Below are 15020 nucleotides of genomic sequence, written 5' to 3' on the forward strand. Positions count from 1 at the left end.
TCCCTATCTTCAGCTAACAGGTGAGATCCGTCTTCCCCGGCTCGGGAATGAAATAGATGACCGGGGAGACGTCAATTGGGATTTTCCAAGGTCCGCCCTCCTGCTCTTGAAAGGTGAGGATTTCTTTCCGGGTGGCGTCTCGAAGGACAATGCCAGCATCGGAAAACTCCCAGGCTGCAAGTTCATCAGGCCACGGCGGACCACAAGGTCTAACTTTGGTGACAACACGGCAGCCGATGGTCTCGACCTTCTCCAACGTAACATGGCACGCAAGTGAACCATCTTCTAGAGTCAGGAGCCATTTTCCGACAGTGGTGTCGACAATACCCTCGCTCACATCCTGGCTGACTGCGGGACCATCCGACCCTATGAATGCCACCATCACCGCGGAGACGCGGCACATGCGACTATCGAACATCGAATTTTTCCCCGGGCACTCGTGCTTCACAGTTTATTGAGTTTCGGATGGCAGTTTATCGCTGCGCGACAGGTATTGCGTTCGCGTATCCGGAGACATTATCGAATGAAGTATCAGTTGATGACCATATCAGCGCTTATTGTCACGCTGACTATCTTGGTTGCGATCAATCCCTTCGGTCAGAACGTGGTCGATCGACAGACTACCGGCGCGATCCAATTGCGATAGCTGCGAACTGCCGTTCGACTGCACTAGCCAGTGTTCAAGCTCGTTTCTCCATAAAGAGCAACCAGACTTCTGCCGCCACGCTTGCCCGGTAAAGCCCATCGTCAGCGCGAGCCAGAATCTCATTGACTCCCCCAGGCTCTCTAGACACAGCAACATCTAGCTGGTCGTCACAGCCATCGATTTCCCGTTCCACTCTACCGCCCTTCGGCGATCCGCGCTCATATATCCTCAGCACGTCTAGGGGCGGCCCGCAAATCCGCCGTCGCCAGCAGGATGCCGAACTCCTCGCCGCCAATGCGTACGATGAACTCATTCTTCCGCAGGACTGCACTTACCCGCTCTAACAATATCTTTTCGAAACTCGGCGTCGAGGCCCGGGCTCAAGCGATACGGAACGTTAGCGGCCAGCGCAACGTTGGCTGTACCTCGCTTCGCTTCAGCAGGTAGCTCCAGGCCACCCGACCGTTGCCCGCGAAAGCCATAGGGCTCGAGCACCGTATCATACTCACCCATTCCCGTTACCTGGCTGCCGTGTCCGTCGAGAATGTCGATCAACAATCCCGAGGAGCCCTCATCGTCTGTTGCAACGTCGTTCGCAGGAATAGTTTGCAGTCTCCGGAACAATCGGGTCGCGCGAACGATAACTCCTACACCACAATGGGAGATGGCGATGGCCACGATGACATTCGAAGACCTTGCATCGAAGATCAAGAAAATCGATTTCTGCATGCTATCGACGACTGACGGCATGCGAAGGATTTTCAGCCGCCCGATGAGCAACAATGGCGATGTCGAGTATAATGGTGACTCCTGGTTCTTTTCCTACGAGCACACCCGGAAAATCGGCGAGATCGAGGGCGTCGATGACGTCTTGCTGACCTTCACGGAGCCGCCGGGTCTCTTAGGGAAGCCAGGCATCTTCATTGCGATCCAAGGAAAAGCGTCGATCGTTCGGGACAACGCCACCTTCAAGGAACACTGGGTTTCAGGTTTGGAACGCTGGTTTCCTGAAGGTGCGGAGACTCCGGATTTAGTCTTGATAAAGGTGTCAGCTTTATCGGTCTATTATTGGGACGGCGAGGACAACGGCGAAGTCGCCGTGCCAAAAAGGTAGTAGGCCGTGGCCGATCGGTCAGACCAATCCACGCAGCTTTTGTCGTCGTGTTCACGTCGTGCGCACAACGTTTCCGTCTGTCGGCACCAGGAAAACCGATCCAACAGAGGGTGGTCATTCCCGTACTCTGCGATCACCCACTCCCAAATTAGTCTCGGCAGAGCAGCGCCTCACCGACCTTCGTCGATGGCTTCGGCGTGGCCTACCTTAAAAAAAGAGATAGGGTGGAAGCCTTGCAGCCATTCAGGGGCACGCCTGTTATTGCCTCAGGAGTACTAATCAGGCAATGCAAACAAAGCTCACGAGGTGCTTGACGCCTTGGGACACTAGTCGATGAAGCGGTAGGGGCCGCCTTTGGCCAATGCTCGCAGATAGGCCGGGCGAGCGTGTATTCGATCCAGCCATGCATTCGTCGAAGGCCCGCAATGCTCGAGACCCACTTTCGCCCGCACAGCCTCCAACGGAAAACTCATCATGATGTCGGCTGCCGAAATCGCATCTCCGGCGAACCACGGACGCGAAGCAAGCTCCGCTTCGATATAATCGAGATGGACTTTGAGCATCGGCCGCACCTTCTGGGCGGCAAAGCGGCCGAGTATCGGCACCTGCGAGACCACAAGTAGCGCAAACAGTACTGGCATCACCGAACCTTCAGCGTAATGTAGAAATAGCTGGTATCGGCGGATACCATCTGCTCCATCCGGCGGGCCGAGAAAACCACCAGATCGGTCAACGAGATATTCGCAGATAGCGCCAGTTTCGACAAAAACAGTCCGGTGGCCGTCAACAACGTCTTCGATGACAGGAGACTTGCCGAGGGGATGCACCTTCTTCAACTCTTCTGGAGCACGCATGTCGACCCGACGCTTGTAGCGCCGGATGTCGTATTCCGCCTCGAGTTCCTCAAGCATCCAGAGGACCCTTTGGGACCGACTATTGTTCAGATGATGAACTATGAGCACAAATTTCTCCGCCTGTTGCTGACCCATCGTTTGCTTACGTGTCCCAGATCACTTTGCGTCTAGATGCGAGCGATCAACGGCAGAGACCACACACAAATTACGACCGGCGGATACCGGAAAGCCGGCACGTGGCTTTTGACCGACGCGGCATCTCTTGTCATCTAGATCCGCTGCAGCAAAATCGAACATGCCAAATTTCGAATTCGTCGGAGGATGCTTTGCCTATTCACGGTCGCGCTGCGGAAGGTCGCGAAGGTCTTGCGTCCACGATAGTGCGGATGAGCACCACGACTGCGATCGTGGCTGCAATTTACGACGTTGATTTATCGTACCAAGCCGAATTCCCACTTTCGCAGCATCGTCCGTCTCACCTGTCGTAAAGATAGGTGACCCGCAGTTGGCGCAAAAATACTGCAAGCGTCTGCGTCCACTGGCGGCGACCTTGATGTATAGCTTCGGCTCGCCTGACGTCACCCAAAACTGTTCGCGCCGTGCGCTTACAGAGACGCGATATGCCGTTCCAGTCAACCTCTGGCAATCCTCGCAGTGGCAAATTGAGACATCCTCTGGCGCGATGTCGGCCTCGTAAGCGACCTGTCCGCACTGGCACTGGCCGTCTATGTGCATTTCTATCTCCCTGAGACATCTAGGATCCATCTCTAGCGGTGATCGCGGCAACGCTTGATCAAAATCCGGCTGGCACATCTTTTTTAATGCAGACAACTGGAGCGCCTCGGCAGCCTAAGGCTCCGTGCCAGGGTCTCCCAGTCATCGAACAGCGGCGGTTGAAGGCGTTTGCGTAACCGACGCCGCATTGTCTCGCGATGATGCCGGCAATGTTTCATCTAACCAGTTTGCCACGAAGGTCGCGACCTCTTCCCAGCCCGGCTCGTTGCAGATGTAGTGACTTCGGTTCGTAAATTCCTGGAAGGCCGTTACGCTACCATTGTCATCATATGCTCTGAAGTTTTTCTCGCTTAAGTGTGCCGGGATGATCTCGTCCTTCTCAGCAGCGACCAAGAGAAGCGGCGCATGTGGGCGCGACAAGTCGATCTTACCGGAAACGCCCATGCAATCGCGTAGAACGTTGCGGCTATCATGCGTCGCGGTCTGGACAAACGCCGCTGCCGCCTGTTCTTCGGTCAGCGTATTGGCGAACGCATCGTGGAACGTTTCAGCATCCATAAAGACAGGTTCGTCACCCTTCAATGGGTTGGCGATAATGGCGCTGTTTTTGATGAAACCCCAGTCGAAATCAAGCATCGCGTTCGGTGCAACAGACGCGATCGCGACGGCGCCAGAAACCAGGTCCGCTGCCAGAAGCTTCTGGGCGATCAGGCCGCCTACCGAGTGGCCGACAACAATCGGTCGATCAAGCTTGGACACGACGGCGACGATGCTCGCGTAAATCTCGTCAAGACCAAGTTCGCCGAGCCCGCTGGGAGGGTTCTGGCGCAGGCCCCCAGGCTCACCGTCATGTAGCGGCCATGCGGGCGCGAGGCACTCGTATCCGCGCTCGGAAAACAAACGGCTCCAGCGGTCCCAGCTTTTCGGGTTCTGGAACATGCCATGCACGAATACGATCTGGGTCATCTCTCATCCCTTAGTTTGGTTTCGAGACGATCAAACCCGGTTCAACCGAACTTGTTCCTCTGAGGGCGTCAACCACACCTTGGTATACGCGTCGCAAAGGGTTTCTAGTGCCGAACATTTGAACGGCCGGACGTTTCTTTGCCTGATCAGGCCAGGCGTCGCCTATCGCAAGAGGTCATTTCGTCGACCATCGACGCCATAGCTGACATGCCATATGGCTTGGGCACGAACACCGCATCACCCGGTAGTTCTTCTGACCCGAGCAGCCGACCGCCGGAAGCGATAATGATGGGGACGTTCGCATGCTTGATCGACATCATTCGCGCGAGGTCGAGGCCGCTCAGACCGCCGGGCATATCAATATCGGTGATGACGGCGTCGATCTTTCGATGTCCGAGCACTGCGACGGCTTCGAGAACGTTTCCTGCTTCGACGACATCATAGCCCTCGTCAGCCAAAGTGTCTGCTAGCACCATCCGGATCAAGAACTCGTCTTCGACAATTAGTACGGTACGCTGGTACATGGCCGTCTCCGTTCCGTGGATACGAGGTGAACTCGTTTGCCCAGATTTAGATCGCCCCTCAGGTCAGAGTATTCGCGGACATATTTAATAAAATACGAATGACCCCATGTAAGGTGCGCCCTGCCATCGTTCGAAGCTCGCTCCTGGGATCATCGTTACTATCCTGTGTCCTGCAGAACGTCTCCCCTCCCCCGACACGCGCAGGCACTCGCACGGTCGACGCTCGACGACCATGATTGGCAGAGTAATCATGGCGGGCGCCTGACGGGCCAGAGCCAGTTGATACCTGGTAAACCTGCCTCTAGAGGCCCGCGGAACCTTAACCATTCTTGCTCGTTGGCAACTCAGACGTAGGAGGAAATCATGACCAGTATATCAAGTGACAACGGACTAAATTCCGCGACAGGCAGAGCGAAGAGCGCCCTGACCGCTTTCTTCGACAACCGAAGCGACGCTGATCGAGCCATCGTAAGGCTGAGGTCAGCAGGCCTTGGAGACGTGCGGCTGATGGCTGGCTACGAAGCCGATGGCGAAGCGTCCAGCTCCAACGATGCCGGCAGCTTCTGGTTCAAACTCGGAGACTGGCTCTTCCCTGACGACGACCGTAACCTTTATGCAGAAGGACTTCGCCGCGGCGGTTTCCTTGTCTCGGTTTCGGTCGATGGCACGACCTACGAGGCAGCCCACGACATTCTCGATGACGATGGCGCAGTCGACATCGATGAGCGCGCTGATCTCTGGCGAACCGGTGGGTGGAGCGCTGCGCACGATCAAAAGCCGAGCGGTTCTCAAGGCGACATATACCAGGCCGATGCCGTAGCCGGCGCTGCGACCGGCATCGGGCGCTTCTCGCGCAGTGGCGAGGCGAGCTCTGCCCGCGTGCGCGCATATGATTTGACGGAACAGCTTCCTGACGACGTCGTCGACGACGTACTTCCAACTGGACATCAGCGAACCACAGGCGACCGACATCAGGATCCGCTCGATCAAAGCATGAGTCCGAACGAGGAGCTCGACGCGTTGCGTCAAAAGCAGAGCTTTCCAGGCGGTCGCTAGCGAAAGCTAGCTTGTGTGATGGAGATCGCGACCTACAATATAAACGGCATCAACGGGCGCCTGGATGTCCTCCTTCGTTGGCTGAAGGAGGAAAGGGCCGACGTGGTTTGCCTGCAGGAACTTAAGTGTTCCGACGGCAAATTTCCCCATCGGGAGTTGGAAAGGGCCGGATATGGCGCCGTTTGGCAAGGTCAAAAGAGCTGGAACGGCGTCGCTATTCTTGCAAGAGGTCAAGAACCTCACCTAACTCGCAAGGGGCTGCCGGGTGACCCCGACGATAGCAACAGCCGTTACATTGAAGCCGCCGTTGATGGCATCTTGATCTGTTGCCTGTACCTGCCCAATGGCAATCCAGCACCCGGCCCGAAATTCGACTATAAACTTCACTGGTTCAAGCGCCTTCATGAATACGCTGCTGAATTGCTCGATCTCGACGTCCCTGCCCTTCTAATAGGAGATTTCAACGTCATTCCGACGGATTTGGACGTTTACAAGCCGGAACGGTGGCTCGATGACGCTTTGTTTCGGCCCCAGGTTCGCAAAGCATATTCCGACCTGGTGGCACAGGGCTGGACCGACGCGATCCGGCATCTGCATCCAGATGAGCGTATCTACACCTTCTGGAAATACTGGAGAAACGCGTTTGAGCGCAACGCAGGTCTCCGCATTGACCACGCCCTGCTTAGTCCAGCTATCGCGCCCTTTCTGAAGACAGCGAGCGTTCGGCGTAAGCCGCGAAGCTGGGAGCACACGAGCGACCATGCGCCGGTGGTATTCGAGATCGACCGGCCCGAGACGTGACAATGGCAGTTGGGGCTATGCCTGACACCCCGGGGCGGCCGAGACGGACTGCATTTGGAAAGGGTGCGGCCCAAGAAGAGCAACTTCGAACCCCGACGCCATCGCTTCACTCCGCGTGAAAACAGCGGAGAATGTCATGGTCTGTCCGCTTCATCAGCCCCTATTTAAGGAGGGCCCAGTTCTTTTGTCGCTACGGGCCCAGTTTTGCATGTCGCCTGTCACCTGTCATGTAGCCCATCGCTCGACCAAGAGCGCCGAGGTTGAAGACAGGTTTCACACCTGTTGATCCAACTTGATCAAGGCTATGTCATCTGAAGGTGACATGTGGCCAGCCAAGCTAATCGGCTTCATATCGGCCGTAAGCGTCCTGGGTCGGCCCCCGGACAAGATGGGCCGCTGTCCGGATCCGCAAGCTCGACCATATGCGCTGTCATCAGAGCAATCCAAAACTCCAGCACTCATGGTGGTACTTTGAGCTGACGACCGCGATCGGAGCGGTCACAGGCGCGTGTCCATGAACACGTCCTCTGCTTTAGGGACATCCTTGGACTGACGGCCCTGTGGGCACCGACAGACGCAAAGTAGGTGAGGACGCAGTGCAACCGGGACAAAGCCAAGGCATTGCAGAGCGGATCGTGATTAGATTTGCGGAAAAGTCGACATCACTGTCGGAACGTGAACGCCATAAACGTCCTTGAGACGATGTAAACGATGAGAACTGCAATGGCATCACACCTGAACGTGCAAGGCATATTTGCTGCCGCAACCGTAAGTGACCTTTCGACGGCATTGATGTGGTACGAGTGTTTCCTCGGTCGTCCAGCCGACGACCATCCGCTTGCCCAGATGGCGCAATGGCGCAATTTGAGCGCGACGGGGGGCCTCCAGCTTTGGGGCGACAAGACGCGGGCGGGAAGCGGGGTGATGACGATCGTCGTCCCCGATCTCGCCGTCGAAATACAGCGCTTGTCGGCGCAAGGCATCGTGCCCAATAGCGAGGCACGCGGACCCTTTGGCGCCGTTGCGAGTTTCTTTGATGCCGACAACAACCGGATCGTTTTGGCCGAGCCTGCAATAGACTGATCACCTGGCGCGATGATTGTAACCGAGACAAGGGAGTGAGGACATGGACATGACCGAGTTAAAACCTGCCAAGGATCTGGCCGCTACGCGGGTGTCACGGTTCGAGAACGAGAGCCCTGACTATGCCAAGGCACGGATGGCCCTACTGGCGGAAGAGATCGAAGTGCGGCGTCATCTGACCCGCCTCGCCGAGCAACGCCGGCGCCTGCCCTTAGGCCCGGCGATTGAGAAGAACTACCGTTTCCAGGACGAAAACGGCAGCGATGTCGGTTTGATTGACCTCTTTGGTTCCCACGACACGCTTTTGACCTATTTCTGGATGTTCGGCCCACAGCGTGAACGCCCCTGCCCTATGTGTACGAACTTCCTTGGTGGGGCAAACGGGAATGGAGCCGACATCAAGCAACGTGTTGCCTTCAAGATACTTGGCCGGAGTCCGGTAGAACGTCAGCGGGCGTTCGCTATAGAGCGAGGCTGGCGTGACCTCGATTTCGTTCAGACGGTAGGCGACGAGTATGCGCGAAATTTGGGTCTGTTGGATGATAAGGGTCACGAGTATCCAGGCCTTACAGTCTATCAAAAGATAGATCAGCAGGTCCATGTGTTCTACAATGGCGAAATGCCACCACAAGCAGCCGACCCCGGGCAGGATCCAAGAGGAGCCGTCGATATCGCACCTCTTTGGAATATTCTGGACCTGACGCCTGCGGGGCGAGGGACAGACTGGTATCCCAAACTCAATTACTGAGGCGCAACCGCGCAACCCAATGGGCCATCCACGCCAGTGGTGGCGCAGGCGCGGTCTTCGAACACCTCATCTCCCTTAGTTTCGGGGCCACCGCGCGCAGTGGGAAAGAAGCGTATTGCGAATTCAAAGTGCCGCGGCGGTTGACTGCGAGCAATCTCTTGATTGGTTCAAGCCTGACAGGCGGCACTGCCATGCTTCAAACACCGTAAATTTTGAAACGCCTTGTCTGTAACAAGCAAGCGCGACCGTGGATACTGATGTCACTGCCAGATCGAGGTTTTGATGACATTCTTGCGCTCCACCCGTTGCCGTCTTTTGCTAGCAAGCACCGTGTTCTTCCTCTTGGGAGCTGCAGTCTTTTCCTGTCCGTTGAAGACGCCTGATTTCATCTGGGCTGCTCCCGTGGCGCTCGGTATCGTCTTGCTGATCTTTAACTTTGGCAGGCTTGATTCCAGAACAGGCGTTGCCGTCAAGGAATGGCACCTCAAGGATTGGCAACGCGCATCCGATATATGACCTCGATTTGGACCGATCGGCGAAAGGTCGGACCTTCGAGCGTTGTTCATCACGCGCGCATGCTGTCCCATTGGCCCGCAACGCTGATCGCGAGGCAAGCTCAATGAGTACCGGTCGTGCGATGGCCGCAACCTGATACCGCGTTGCGAGATCGCCGCATCCTCAGAGCCGTGCGACCACGATACGAAAACCGTTGCCACGCCAAAAACCATCGGGTTCCAGGCTACCGCGATAGGTACAGCAAGCCTTGAGTTTGCCACTGGAAAAGCACCCTCCGCGCAGCACACGGCGGATAGATGGACCGGCGTCCGGCGCCTCCCGGCCGTCGTCGGCATAAGGATATCTGTAATGCGGTGTCGCCATGTCGTCGCCCCAAAGCGTGGTCGCCCACTCCCAGACCTGTCCCGCCATGTCGTAACACCCGTAAGGCGACCTGCCCTTCGGGAATAGGCCGACCGCACAGGTGGTGTTGAACCCGGCTTCTTCGGAATTCGAGGCGTCGTCCTGCCATGTTGAACCCCAGGGATAGACGATCGTGCCGGCGCCCTCGTCGGGCTGATCGCCGCGCGCGGCGCGCTCCCATTCCGGCTCGCTCGGCAGGCGCACGACCTCATCCGACAAGATGCGTCCCTCGTCTCGCCAACGTTCAGTCAACCAATCACAATAGGCGCGCGCATCGCGCCAGGTGAGGTCCGTTGCAGGAGCATTGCGGCGATCCGCGGCAAAGCCGTCAGGACTGCGCCAGAGGCGGCTCGTCGCCTCGACGAAGGCGCCGTAATCGCGGTTGGTCACCGGGTAGATGCCGATCCGGAACGCCTCCACCGCAACCGTATGCGGAGGCTCGGAGTTCGGATGCGTGTCAGAACCGAAGGTGAAGGTGCCAGCAGGAATTTCCGCAAGTGCCTGCAGATCACGCGGATCGCCCCAGCGCGAGAGAATACGAGCCGCCTGTTCGCGTTCGCGCGCCGAAAGCGCGCCATTGCTCACGATAGCAACGAGATGTGCCTTCAAGGGGTCACGAAGCCGACTGCTTTCGCTCAAAAGTTCGGCGGCAAGGAGCGCCCCCCGAAGGACCTCGCAGCCATCGCCTGCGAGCAAGGCCTCCACGAGCCCTTCGGCTGCCGGTGTGCCTGAAAGACGCCTTGCCAGTCCCTTTAGAACCGGTGTCCAGAGGGTTGGGTTCTTATGATAGGGTTGGACCGCTTCTTCAGGTGATTGCGATGCAAGATGGCGCGTCGCCAGCAGTTGGCGGACCCGGGTCACCGGAAAGAGTGCGGGATCGTCGCTCTTGCCGCTCAAGGCATCGTAGGCAAGACCGCATAAAAGGCCCGCTGTCTTTTCGTCGCCGGCAATCCGGGCGACCCAGCGATCCGTGATCACTTCGGCGGTTTCCCCAGCATCTGCGCATGCCATCGCCATGGCGAACTGTGCCGGGTTGGCGGCCGCAGCGCCAAGGGCGACATTCGAGCCTGCCAGATCGAGCCCTGCCAGGCGGGCTGCAGCATCGATGCGCTGCGTCTTCAAAAGCGGGAGAAGATCGTAGCGAACGCAATCAGCTGGAAGCGGCCAGCTCTTGACGACGGATATCTCTCCAAGTGCCAGCAGACGGATCCGTGGGTGGGTCTTTTGGAACGCCAGCGCATCGGCGAGCACGCGGGGACCCTCTTCGCCGGCAGCCTCAAGCGCGTCGATAATAATGAGGACGGTGGCTGATGTATCAGTCAGCATCTGATCGTCAATAAGATCGCCGATGCTGACGCCAGCATCTCCCAGGAGGGTCTCGAAAGAGCTCGATCCGGTCACGGAAATATAAAGGGGGACGACGCCCTCTAAACCCCAGTGCTCCTTGTGCACGGTTCCCAGATCGTTCCGGAATACCGCCTGCGATTGCAAGGCCGACGCGCCGACAGCTAGCCTGGACGCAAGACTGCGCGCAAAGCTGGTCTTGCCGCTGCCGGTCTCGCCGGCAAGGATCACCGCAGCATGGTCGCGCACCATTTCCAGTGCCGTGAAATAAACCGGAGGCTCGGGTTCTGTCTGATCTTCCAGTTTGCGCAGCCCCTTGGCTGCCTTGTCTTCGAAGGTGAAGTTGACGAGGAGCGGGATGTAACCCGTTGCGAGATCGGCCACCGATCCGTCTGGAAGACCAAGGAGCGGCGCCCGCGCAAACGCCCGCGCTTCGGCAAGGATCGCCTCCAATTTTGGAGTAAGTGGCCTGTCGTTCATGCCGGTCATTGAAACAGCTTCGCCACGTCGGGGTTGTGGAAACGTTGGATCTCGATCGCATAGCCAGCGGGATCTTCAAAGAAGAAATGCTCGCAGAAACGGCCGCGCAGCATCTCCGACTGACCTGAGACGCCGGCCTCCTTGAGTTTGGCGTGCCAGCCCTCGACATCCTGCGAGACGATCGTGAGCAACACTGCGCTCTTTTCCTGGTGCTTTAGGTGGCCGCGATTTCCGTCGACAATGCCGAAGTAGCAGTTCTCGGCGATCCGGTAGATGCGTGCGAGGCCCTGGTCGAGGACCAGTTCGAAGCCAAGGGTCTGTTCGTAGAACGAGACCACTGTGTTGATGTCGTCATAGTAGAAGAAGGTAATCGAATGGTCTTTTTTCATGGTCGGTCCTCACATGCGCGGGCGATGATCTCAGGCGATAGTCTCAGGAGGTGATCTCAGGCGATGATCAACGTGCCCTTGTGATCGATGGATAGGCCGGCGATCCCCTCGCGCGCGGCGAAAACATCGACGGGATGCACGAGGTAAAGCCAGGGCGGATTGGCGTTGAGATAGGTCAAGCAGGCTGCGTACGCCGCTTCACGCGCCTGCGCTTCGACGGCACTGTTGGCCGAAGCGATGAGGCGCTCCGCCTCTTCGTCGTCATAGCCCTGCCACCACACAGCCTTCGGGACGCTCGAGATCTTGTCGTTCAGGATCCTATAGGTGCTGTGCGGCGATGAATCGAAAATCGCCATGTCTCCCATTTCCTTACGGCCGATCTGGCGCGCATATTCCGGCCGGTCGGTCTCAACTTCGACCTCCACTTCAAAGCCAACAGCCTCCAGTGCGGTTGCCACAAAGCGGCTGACCTCAATGGCTCGCTCGGGCATGAAAGTGGGCGTGCGCAGTTTGATCCGCTTGCTGCCCCTAACCTGCGCTAACAAGTGGCGCGCGCGCTCTGGATCGAAGACGATCGGTGACAGTCCTGCCGTCGCCATGCCCAGATGATGAGGGCTGACTATGCTCGATGACGGAACAGCTAGGCCGTGGAAGATTTCTTCTGCGATGCGCCCAGTGTCGACGGCGTGATTGGCGGCAAGTCGGGCCTGCGGCGAGCGGAATACACCGTCCTGGCAATTGAGGTAGAACATCACCGACAGCGTATTGACCGCCTTCCCCCACTGGAAGCGATCATCGAAGTCGAGACGTCCATCGACGCGTTCTAGGTTGAGCGCTACGTCGACGGCACCCGATGTCAGCATCGAAAGGCGTTTGTCTGCGGATGCCTCGGCAATGGCAACGATCTCCCGGGGCTCGCCATTGCCGACGACACGCTCGAGCACAGCCTTTGCCTTGGGTTCGAACGAGCGAACGCGAAATGGCCCTGTTCCAAGGATTGGCTGGCCGTCACTTGCGAGCCTGCAGATGTAGAACTCCGAGAAAATGTCGAGAATATCTGCAAAGGGTCGGGGGTTAAGGACAACGACAGTGGTGTCGCCTTCTGCGGTGATTTTTGCATCGGCCAGATAGCGAGCGTAAGACCACTTCATGCCGAAAGTATCGACCGCTTCGACAATACCATCGATGAATTCGATCACATCAGCGGCAACACAGGGCTTTCCGTCGTGGAAATTCGCACCCTTGCGGATGGTAAACCGCCATTCCCGGCCGTCGTCGCCGTGCGTCCAACCGGAAAACAGTGCTGGCAGCACCTGTCCGTCATGCCATTTCAAAAGCGGCTCGAACACCAGGTTCTTGAGCGTCAGTACGCTGGTGTCGTCGGTCACCCGCGTCGGTGGCAGGAAATCAACCTTTTCAAGACTGATCGTCAGTGTGGACATTGCGGGCCTCAGTCGAGTTCGCTTCGACGACGGGGATTGAACCAGTCCGCAAGGGAATCGCCAATCAGATTGAAGGACAGCACGGCAAGCAGGATCGCCATGCCGGGCGCAAGCGCCACCCAGGCAGCACCACGCACGAATTGCAGGTTGGCCGACACGTCCGCTCCCCATTCCGCCATGGGCGGCTGCGCGCCAAGGCCAAGAAAACCAAGGCTTGCGGTCTGCAAGATGGCGCTGCCAAGGGCCAGCGTCGACTGCACCAGCAGCGGACCCAGCCCGTTGAGGAACACATAGCGAAAGAGCACGCGCGGTGTCGGCAGACCGAGTGAGACGGCAGCTTCCACATAGGGCTTGACCGAGATGCTGAGCGCCTGGCTTCGCGCAACACGGGCAAACTGCGGTGCCAGCGTAATCGCCACAGCCAGCATCGCATTTTCCAGGCTGGGGCCGAAAGCCGCCGCAAGCGCAATGGCAAGGACGAGCGCCGGAAACGCCAGGATCGCATCGACGATACGCATGATGACGCTATCCGTCCAGCCGCCGGCAAAGCCCGCAAGCATGCCGAACGTAACGCCGACGACAAAGGCAATCGCGACCACGCCGACCCCGATGGCAAGTGTTGCCCGGCCGCCATGCATGATGCGGGTGAAGACGTCGCGACCAAAAGCATCTGTACCAAGCCAGTGGCTGAAGCTCGGCGCGGCAAGCTTGTGCAGCACGTCTAGCTTGGTCGGCGAATAAGGCGTGATCATTGGCCCGAAGACGATCACCAGCACGAGAGCGAGCAGGATGAGGCTGCCGGCCATGGCCAGCGTGTTCTTGCGCAGGAAGCTGAAAAACTCTGACATCGCGCTCACTTCATCTTCTTGCGGACGCGCGGATCAAGAACGCCGTAAAGCACATCGACCACGATAGAGGTGAACACGAAAAGCAGTGCAAAGACCAGGGTCGTGCCCTGGATCACAGGATAGTCGCGGTTCTTGATCGCCTCGAACATGTAGCGCCCGATACCGGGCCAGGCAAAGATTGTCTCCGTCAGGATAGCGCCGCCGAGCATTTCGGCGAACTTCAGGCCAATGACGGTGATGGCCGGCAAAAGCGAGTTGCGCAGGCCGTGATTGATGATCACGTCGCCGCGCCTCAGGCCCTTGGCCCTGGCGGTGCGGATGAAATCCTCACCCATTACCTCGAGCATGGTGTTGCGGACGAAGCGGCCGAGTGTGGCGGCAAGGAAGGCGGCGAGGACGGCCGTTGGCAGGATCAGGTGCTGCAGCGCGCTGAGCGCCGCCGCCCAGTTGCCGGTGATCACGCCGTCGAGGATCGCAAAGCCGGTGACCGGTTCGGCGACGATGAAGGAGCTCATGCGCCCGGAAACAGGCAGCCAGCCGAGATAGGTGCCGAAGACCAGCTGCAGGATCAGCGCCAGCAGAAAGGCGGGCATGGAAACGCCGACCAGCGAGACAACGCGCGTCACATGGTCGAAGACGGAATTGGGACGTGTGGCTGATAAAATGCCGATCGGAATTCCTATGATGACGGAGACGATAAGAGCAAGAACCGACAACTCGATCGTTGCCGGCAGCCGCAGAAGGATTTCATGGGCGACAGGCTGGCCCGTCTTCAGCGATATCCCGAAATCGCCCTGCAGCAGACCGCCGACATACTTCAGGAATTGGATCGGAAACGGCTGGTCGAGATCGAGCTGCGCCCGCAGCGCATCGATCTGCGCCTGCGTCGCTCCGGGTCCGAGAAGCGTCACGGCCGGATCGCCGGGAATGAAGCGCACCAGCGAAAAGACGATGACCAGCACGATACACATGACGGGTATCAACGCAATCAATCGGCGCAAGATGAAGGTCGCCATGCCCAGTTCTACTCATATCTTTAAGGAAGTAACCCGCAGCGGCGAACCTCTGCGGA

Annotated in this window: 18 protein-coding genes; 6 read left to right on the forward strand and 12 right to left on the reverse strand. The window is 58.0% G+C overall.

Annotated features, from left to right (window positions below; all coding sequences use genetic code 11):
* Positions 1–13 precede the first annotated feature (13 nt).
* The 3 genes from QTL96_RS13530 to QTL96_RS13540 form a co-directional block, all read right to left on the reverse strand.
* A complete protein-coding gene (locus tag QTL96_RS13530; protein WP_289728031.1) occupies positions 14–418 on the reverse strand; it encodes an AprI/Inh family metalloprotease inhibitor in 405 nt (134 codons plus the stop codon).
* Positions 419–547: 129 nt separating this feature from the next.
* Positions 548–769, reverse strand: coding sequence for a hypothetical protein (locus QTL96_RS13535; protein WP_289728032.1), 222 nt, complete (start codon positions 767–769; stop codon positions 548–550).
* Between the two features lie 186 nt (positions 770–955).
* Positions 956–1324 carry a hypothetical protein gene (locus QTL96_RS13540; RefSeq protein ID WP_289728033.1) on the reverse strand — a complete coding sequence of 123 codons (369 nt, stop codon included), beginning with the start codon at positions 1322–1324 and terminating at the stop codon, positions 956–958.
* Here QTL96_RS13540 and QTL96_RS13545 point away from each other — a divergent pair.
* Entirely contained in the window at positions 1317–1760 is a 444-nt protein-coding gene (locus QTL96_RS13545) for a pyridoxamine 5'-phosphate oxidase family protein (protein ID WP_113011648.1), read from the forward strand. The two genes, QTL96_RS13540 and QTL96_RS13545, sit on opposite strands and share 8 nt — an antisense overlap.
* 326 nt (positions 1761–2086) lie before the next feature.
* On the opposite strand, the gene QTL96_RS13550 is transcribed toward QTL96_RS13545, so the two are convergent.
* The 4 genes from QTL96_RS13550 to QTL96_RS13565 form a co-directional block, all read right to left on the reverse strand.
* Positions 2087–2722, reverse strand: a complete 636-nt coding sequence (locus tag QTL96_RS13550) for a glutathione S-transferase (protein WP_289728156.1) — start codon at positions 2720–2722, stop codon at positions 2087–2089.
* Positions 2723–2944: 222 nt separating this feature from the next.
* A complete protein-coding gene (locus QTL96_RS13555; protein WP_112946074.1) occupies positions 2945–3349 on the reverse strand; it encodes a GFA family protein in 405 nt (134 codons plus the stop codon).
* A gap of 141 nt (positions 3350–3490) precedes the next feature.
* Positions 3491–4315, reverse strand: coding sequence for an alpha/beta hydrolase (locus QTL96_RS13560; protein WP_289728034.1), 825 nt, complete (start codon positions 4313–4315; stop codon positions 3491–3493).
* A 146-nt stretch (positions 4316–4461) separates the two neighbouring features.
* Entirely contained in the window at positions 4462–4839 is a 378-nt protein-coding gene (locus QTL96_RS13565) for a response regulator (protein WP_112946076.1), read from the reverse strand.
* A 507-nt stretch (positions 4840–5346) separates the two neighbouring features.
* Between QTL96_RS13565 and QTL96_RS13570 the strand changes: the two genes are divergently transcribed.
* From QTL96_RS13570 to QTL96_RS13590, 5 genes are all read left to right on the forward strand, one after another.
* Positions 5347–5895 carry a hypothetical protein gene (locus QTL96_RS13570; protein WP_289728035.1) on the forward strand — a complete coding sequence of 183 codons (549 nt, stop codon included), beginning with the start codon at positions 5347–5349 and terminating at the stop codon, positions 5893–5895.
* A gap of 18 nt (positions 5896–5913) precedes the next feature.
* Positions 5914–6696, forward strand: coding sequence for an exodeoxyribonuclease III (gene xth / locus QTL96_RS13575; protein ID WP_289728036.1), 783 nt, complete (start codon positions 5914–5916; stop codon positions 6694–6696).
* A gap of 723 nt (positions 6697–7419) precedes the next feature.
* The gene (locus QTL96_RS13580) at positions 7420–7779 is read left to right on the forward strand and encodes a hypothetical protein (RefSeq protein WP_112944006.1); all 360 of its coding nucleotides are present in this window, start codon (positions 7420–7422) and stop codon (positions 7777–7779) included.
* Positions 7780–7822: 43 nt separating this feature from the next.
* Entirely contained in the window at positions 7823–8527 is a 705-nt protein-coding gene (locus QTL96_RS13585) for a DUF899 family protein (protein ID WP_289728037.1), read from the forward strand.
* A gap of 282 nt (positions 8528–8809) precedes the next feature.
* Entirely contained in the window at positions 8810–9043 is a 234-nt protein-coding gene (locus QTL96_RS13590; protein WP_289728038.1) for a hypothetical protein, read from the forward strand.
* A gap of 162 nt (positions 9044–9205) precedes the next feature.
* On the opposite strand, the gene QTL96_RS13595 is transcribed toward QTL96_RS13590, so the two are convergent.
* The 5 genes from QTL96_RS13595 to QTL96_RS13615 are packed head-to-tail and all read right to left on the reverse strand — an operon-like array spanning position 9206 to position 14964.
* Positions 9206–11278: an SUMF1/EgtB/PvdO family nonheme iron enzyme gene (locus QTL96_RS13595; RefSeq protein WP_289728039.1), complete on the reverse strand. Its 2073-nt coding sequence runs from the start codon at positions 11276–11278 to the stop codon at positions 9206–9208.
* Entirely contained in the window at positions 11275–11658 is a 384-nt protein-coding gene (locus QTL96_RS13600) for a VOC family protein (protein WP_289728040.1), read from the reverse strand. The genes QTL96_RS13595 and QTL96_RS13600 overlap by 4 nt, the downstream gene beginning before the upstream one ends.
* A gap of 56 nt (positions 11659–11714) precedes the next feature.
* On the reverse strand, positions 11715–13100 hold the full coding sequence (locus QTL96_RS13605; RefSeq protein WP_289728041.1) for an ABC transporter substrate-binding protein: 1386 nt from the start codon (positions 13098–13100) through the stop codon (positions 11715–11717).
* 8 nt (positions 13101–13108) lie between these two features.
* Complete coding sequence (locus QTL96_RS13610; protein WP_289728042.1) at positions 13109–13948, reverse strand: ABC transporter permease; 840 nt, start codon at positions 13946–13948, stop codon at positions 13109–13111.
* 5 nt (positions 13949–13953) lie between these two features.
* On the reverse strand, positions 13954–14964 hold the full coding sequence (locus QTL96_RS13615) for an ABC transporter permease (RefSeq protein WP_289728043.1): 1011 nt from the start codon (positions 14962–14964) through the stop codon (positions 13954–13956).
* Between the last annotated feature and the right edge of the window lie 56 nt (positions 14965–15020).

Origin of the sequence: Rhizobium sp. S163 (genome assembly GCF_030380805.1) — a bacterium.
Lineage (GTDB): Bacteria > Pseudomonadota > Alphaproteobacteria > Rhizobiales > Rhizobiaceae > Rhizobium.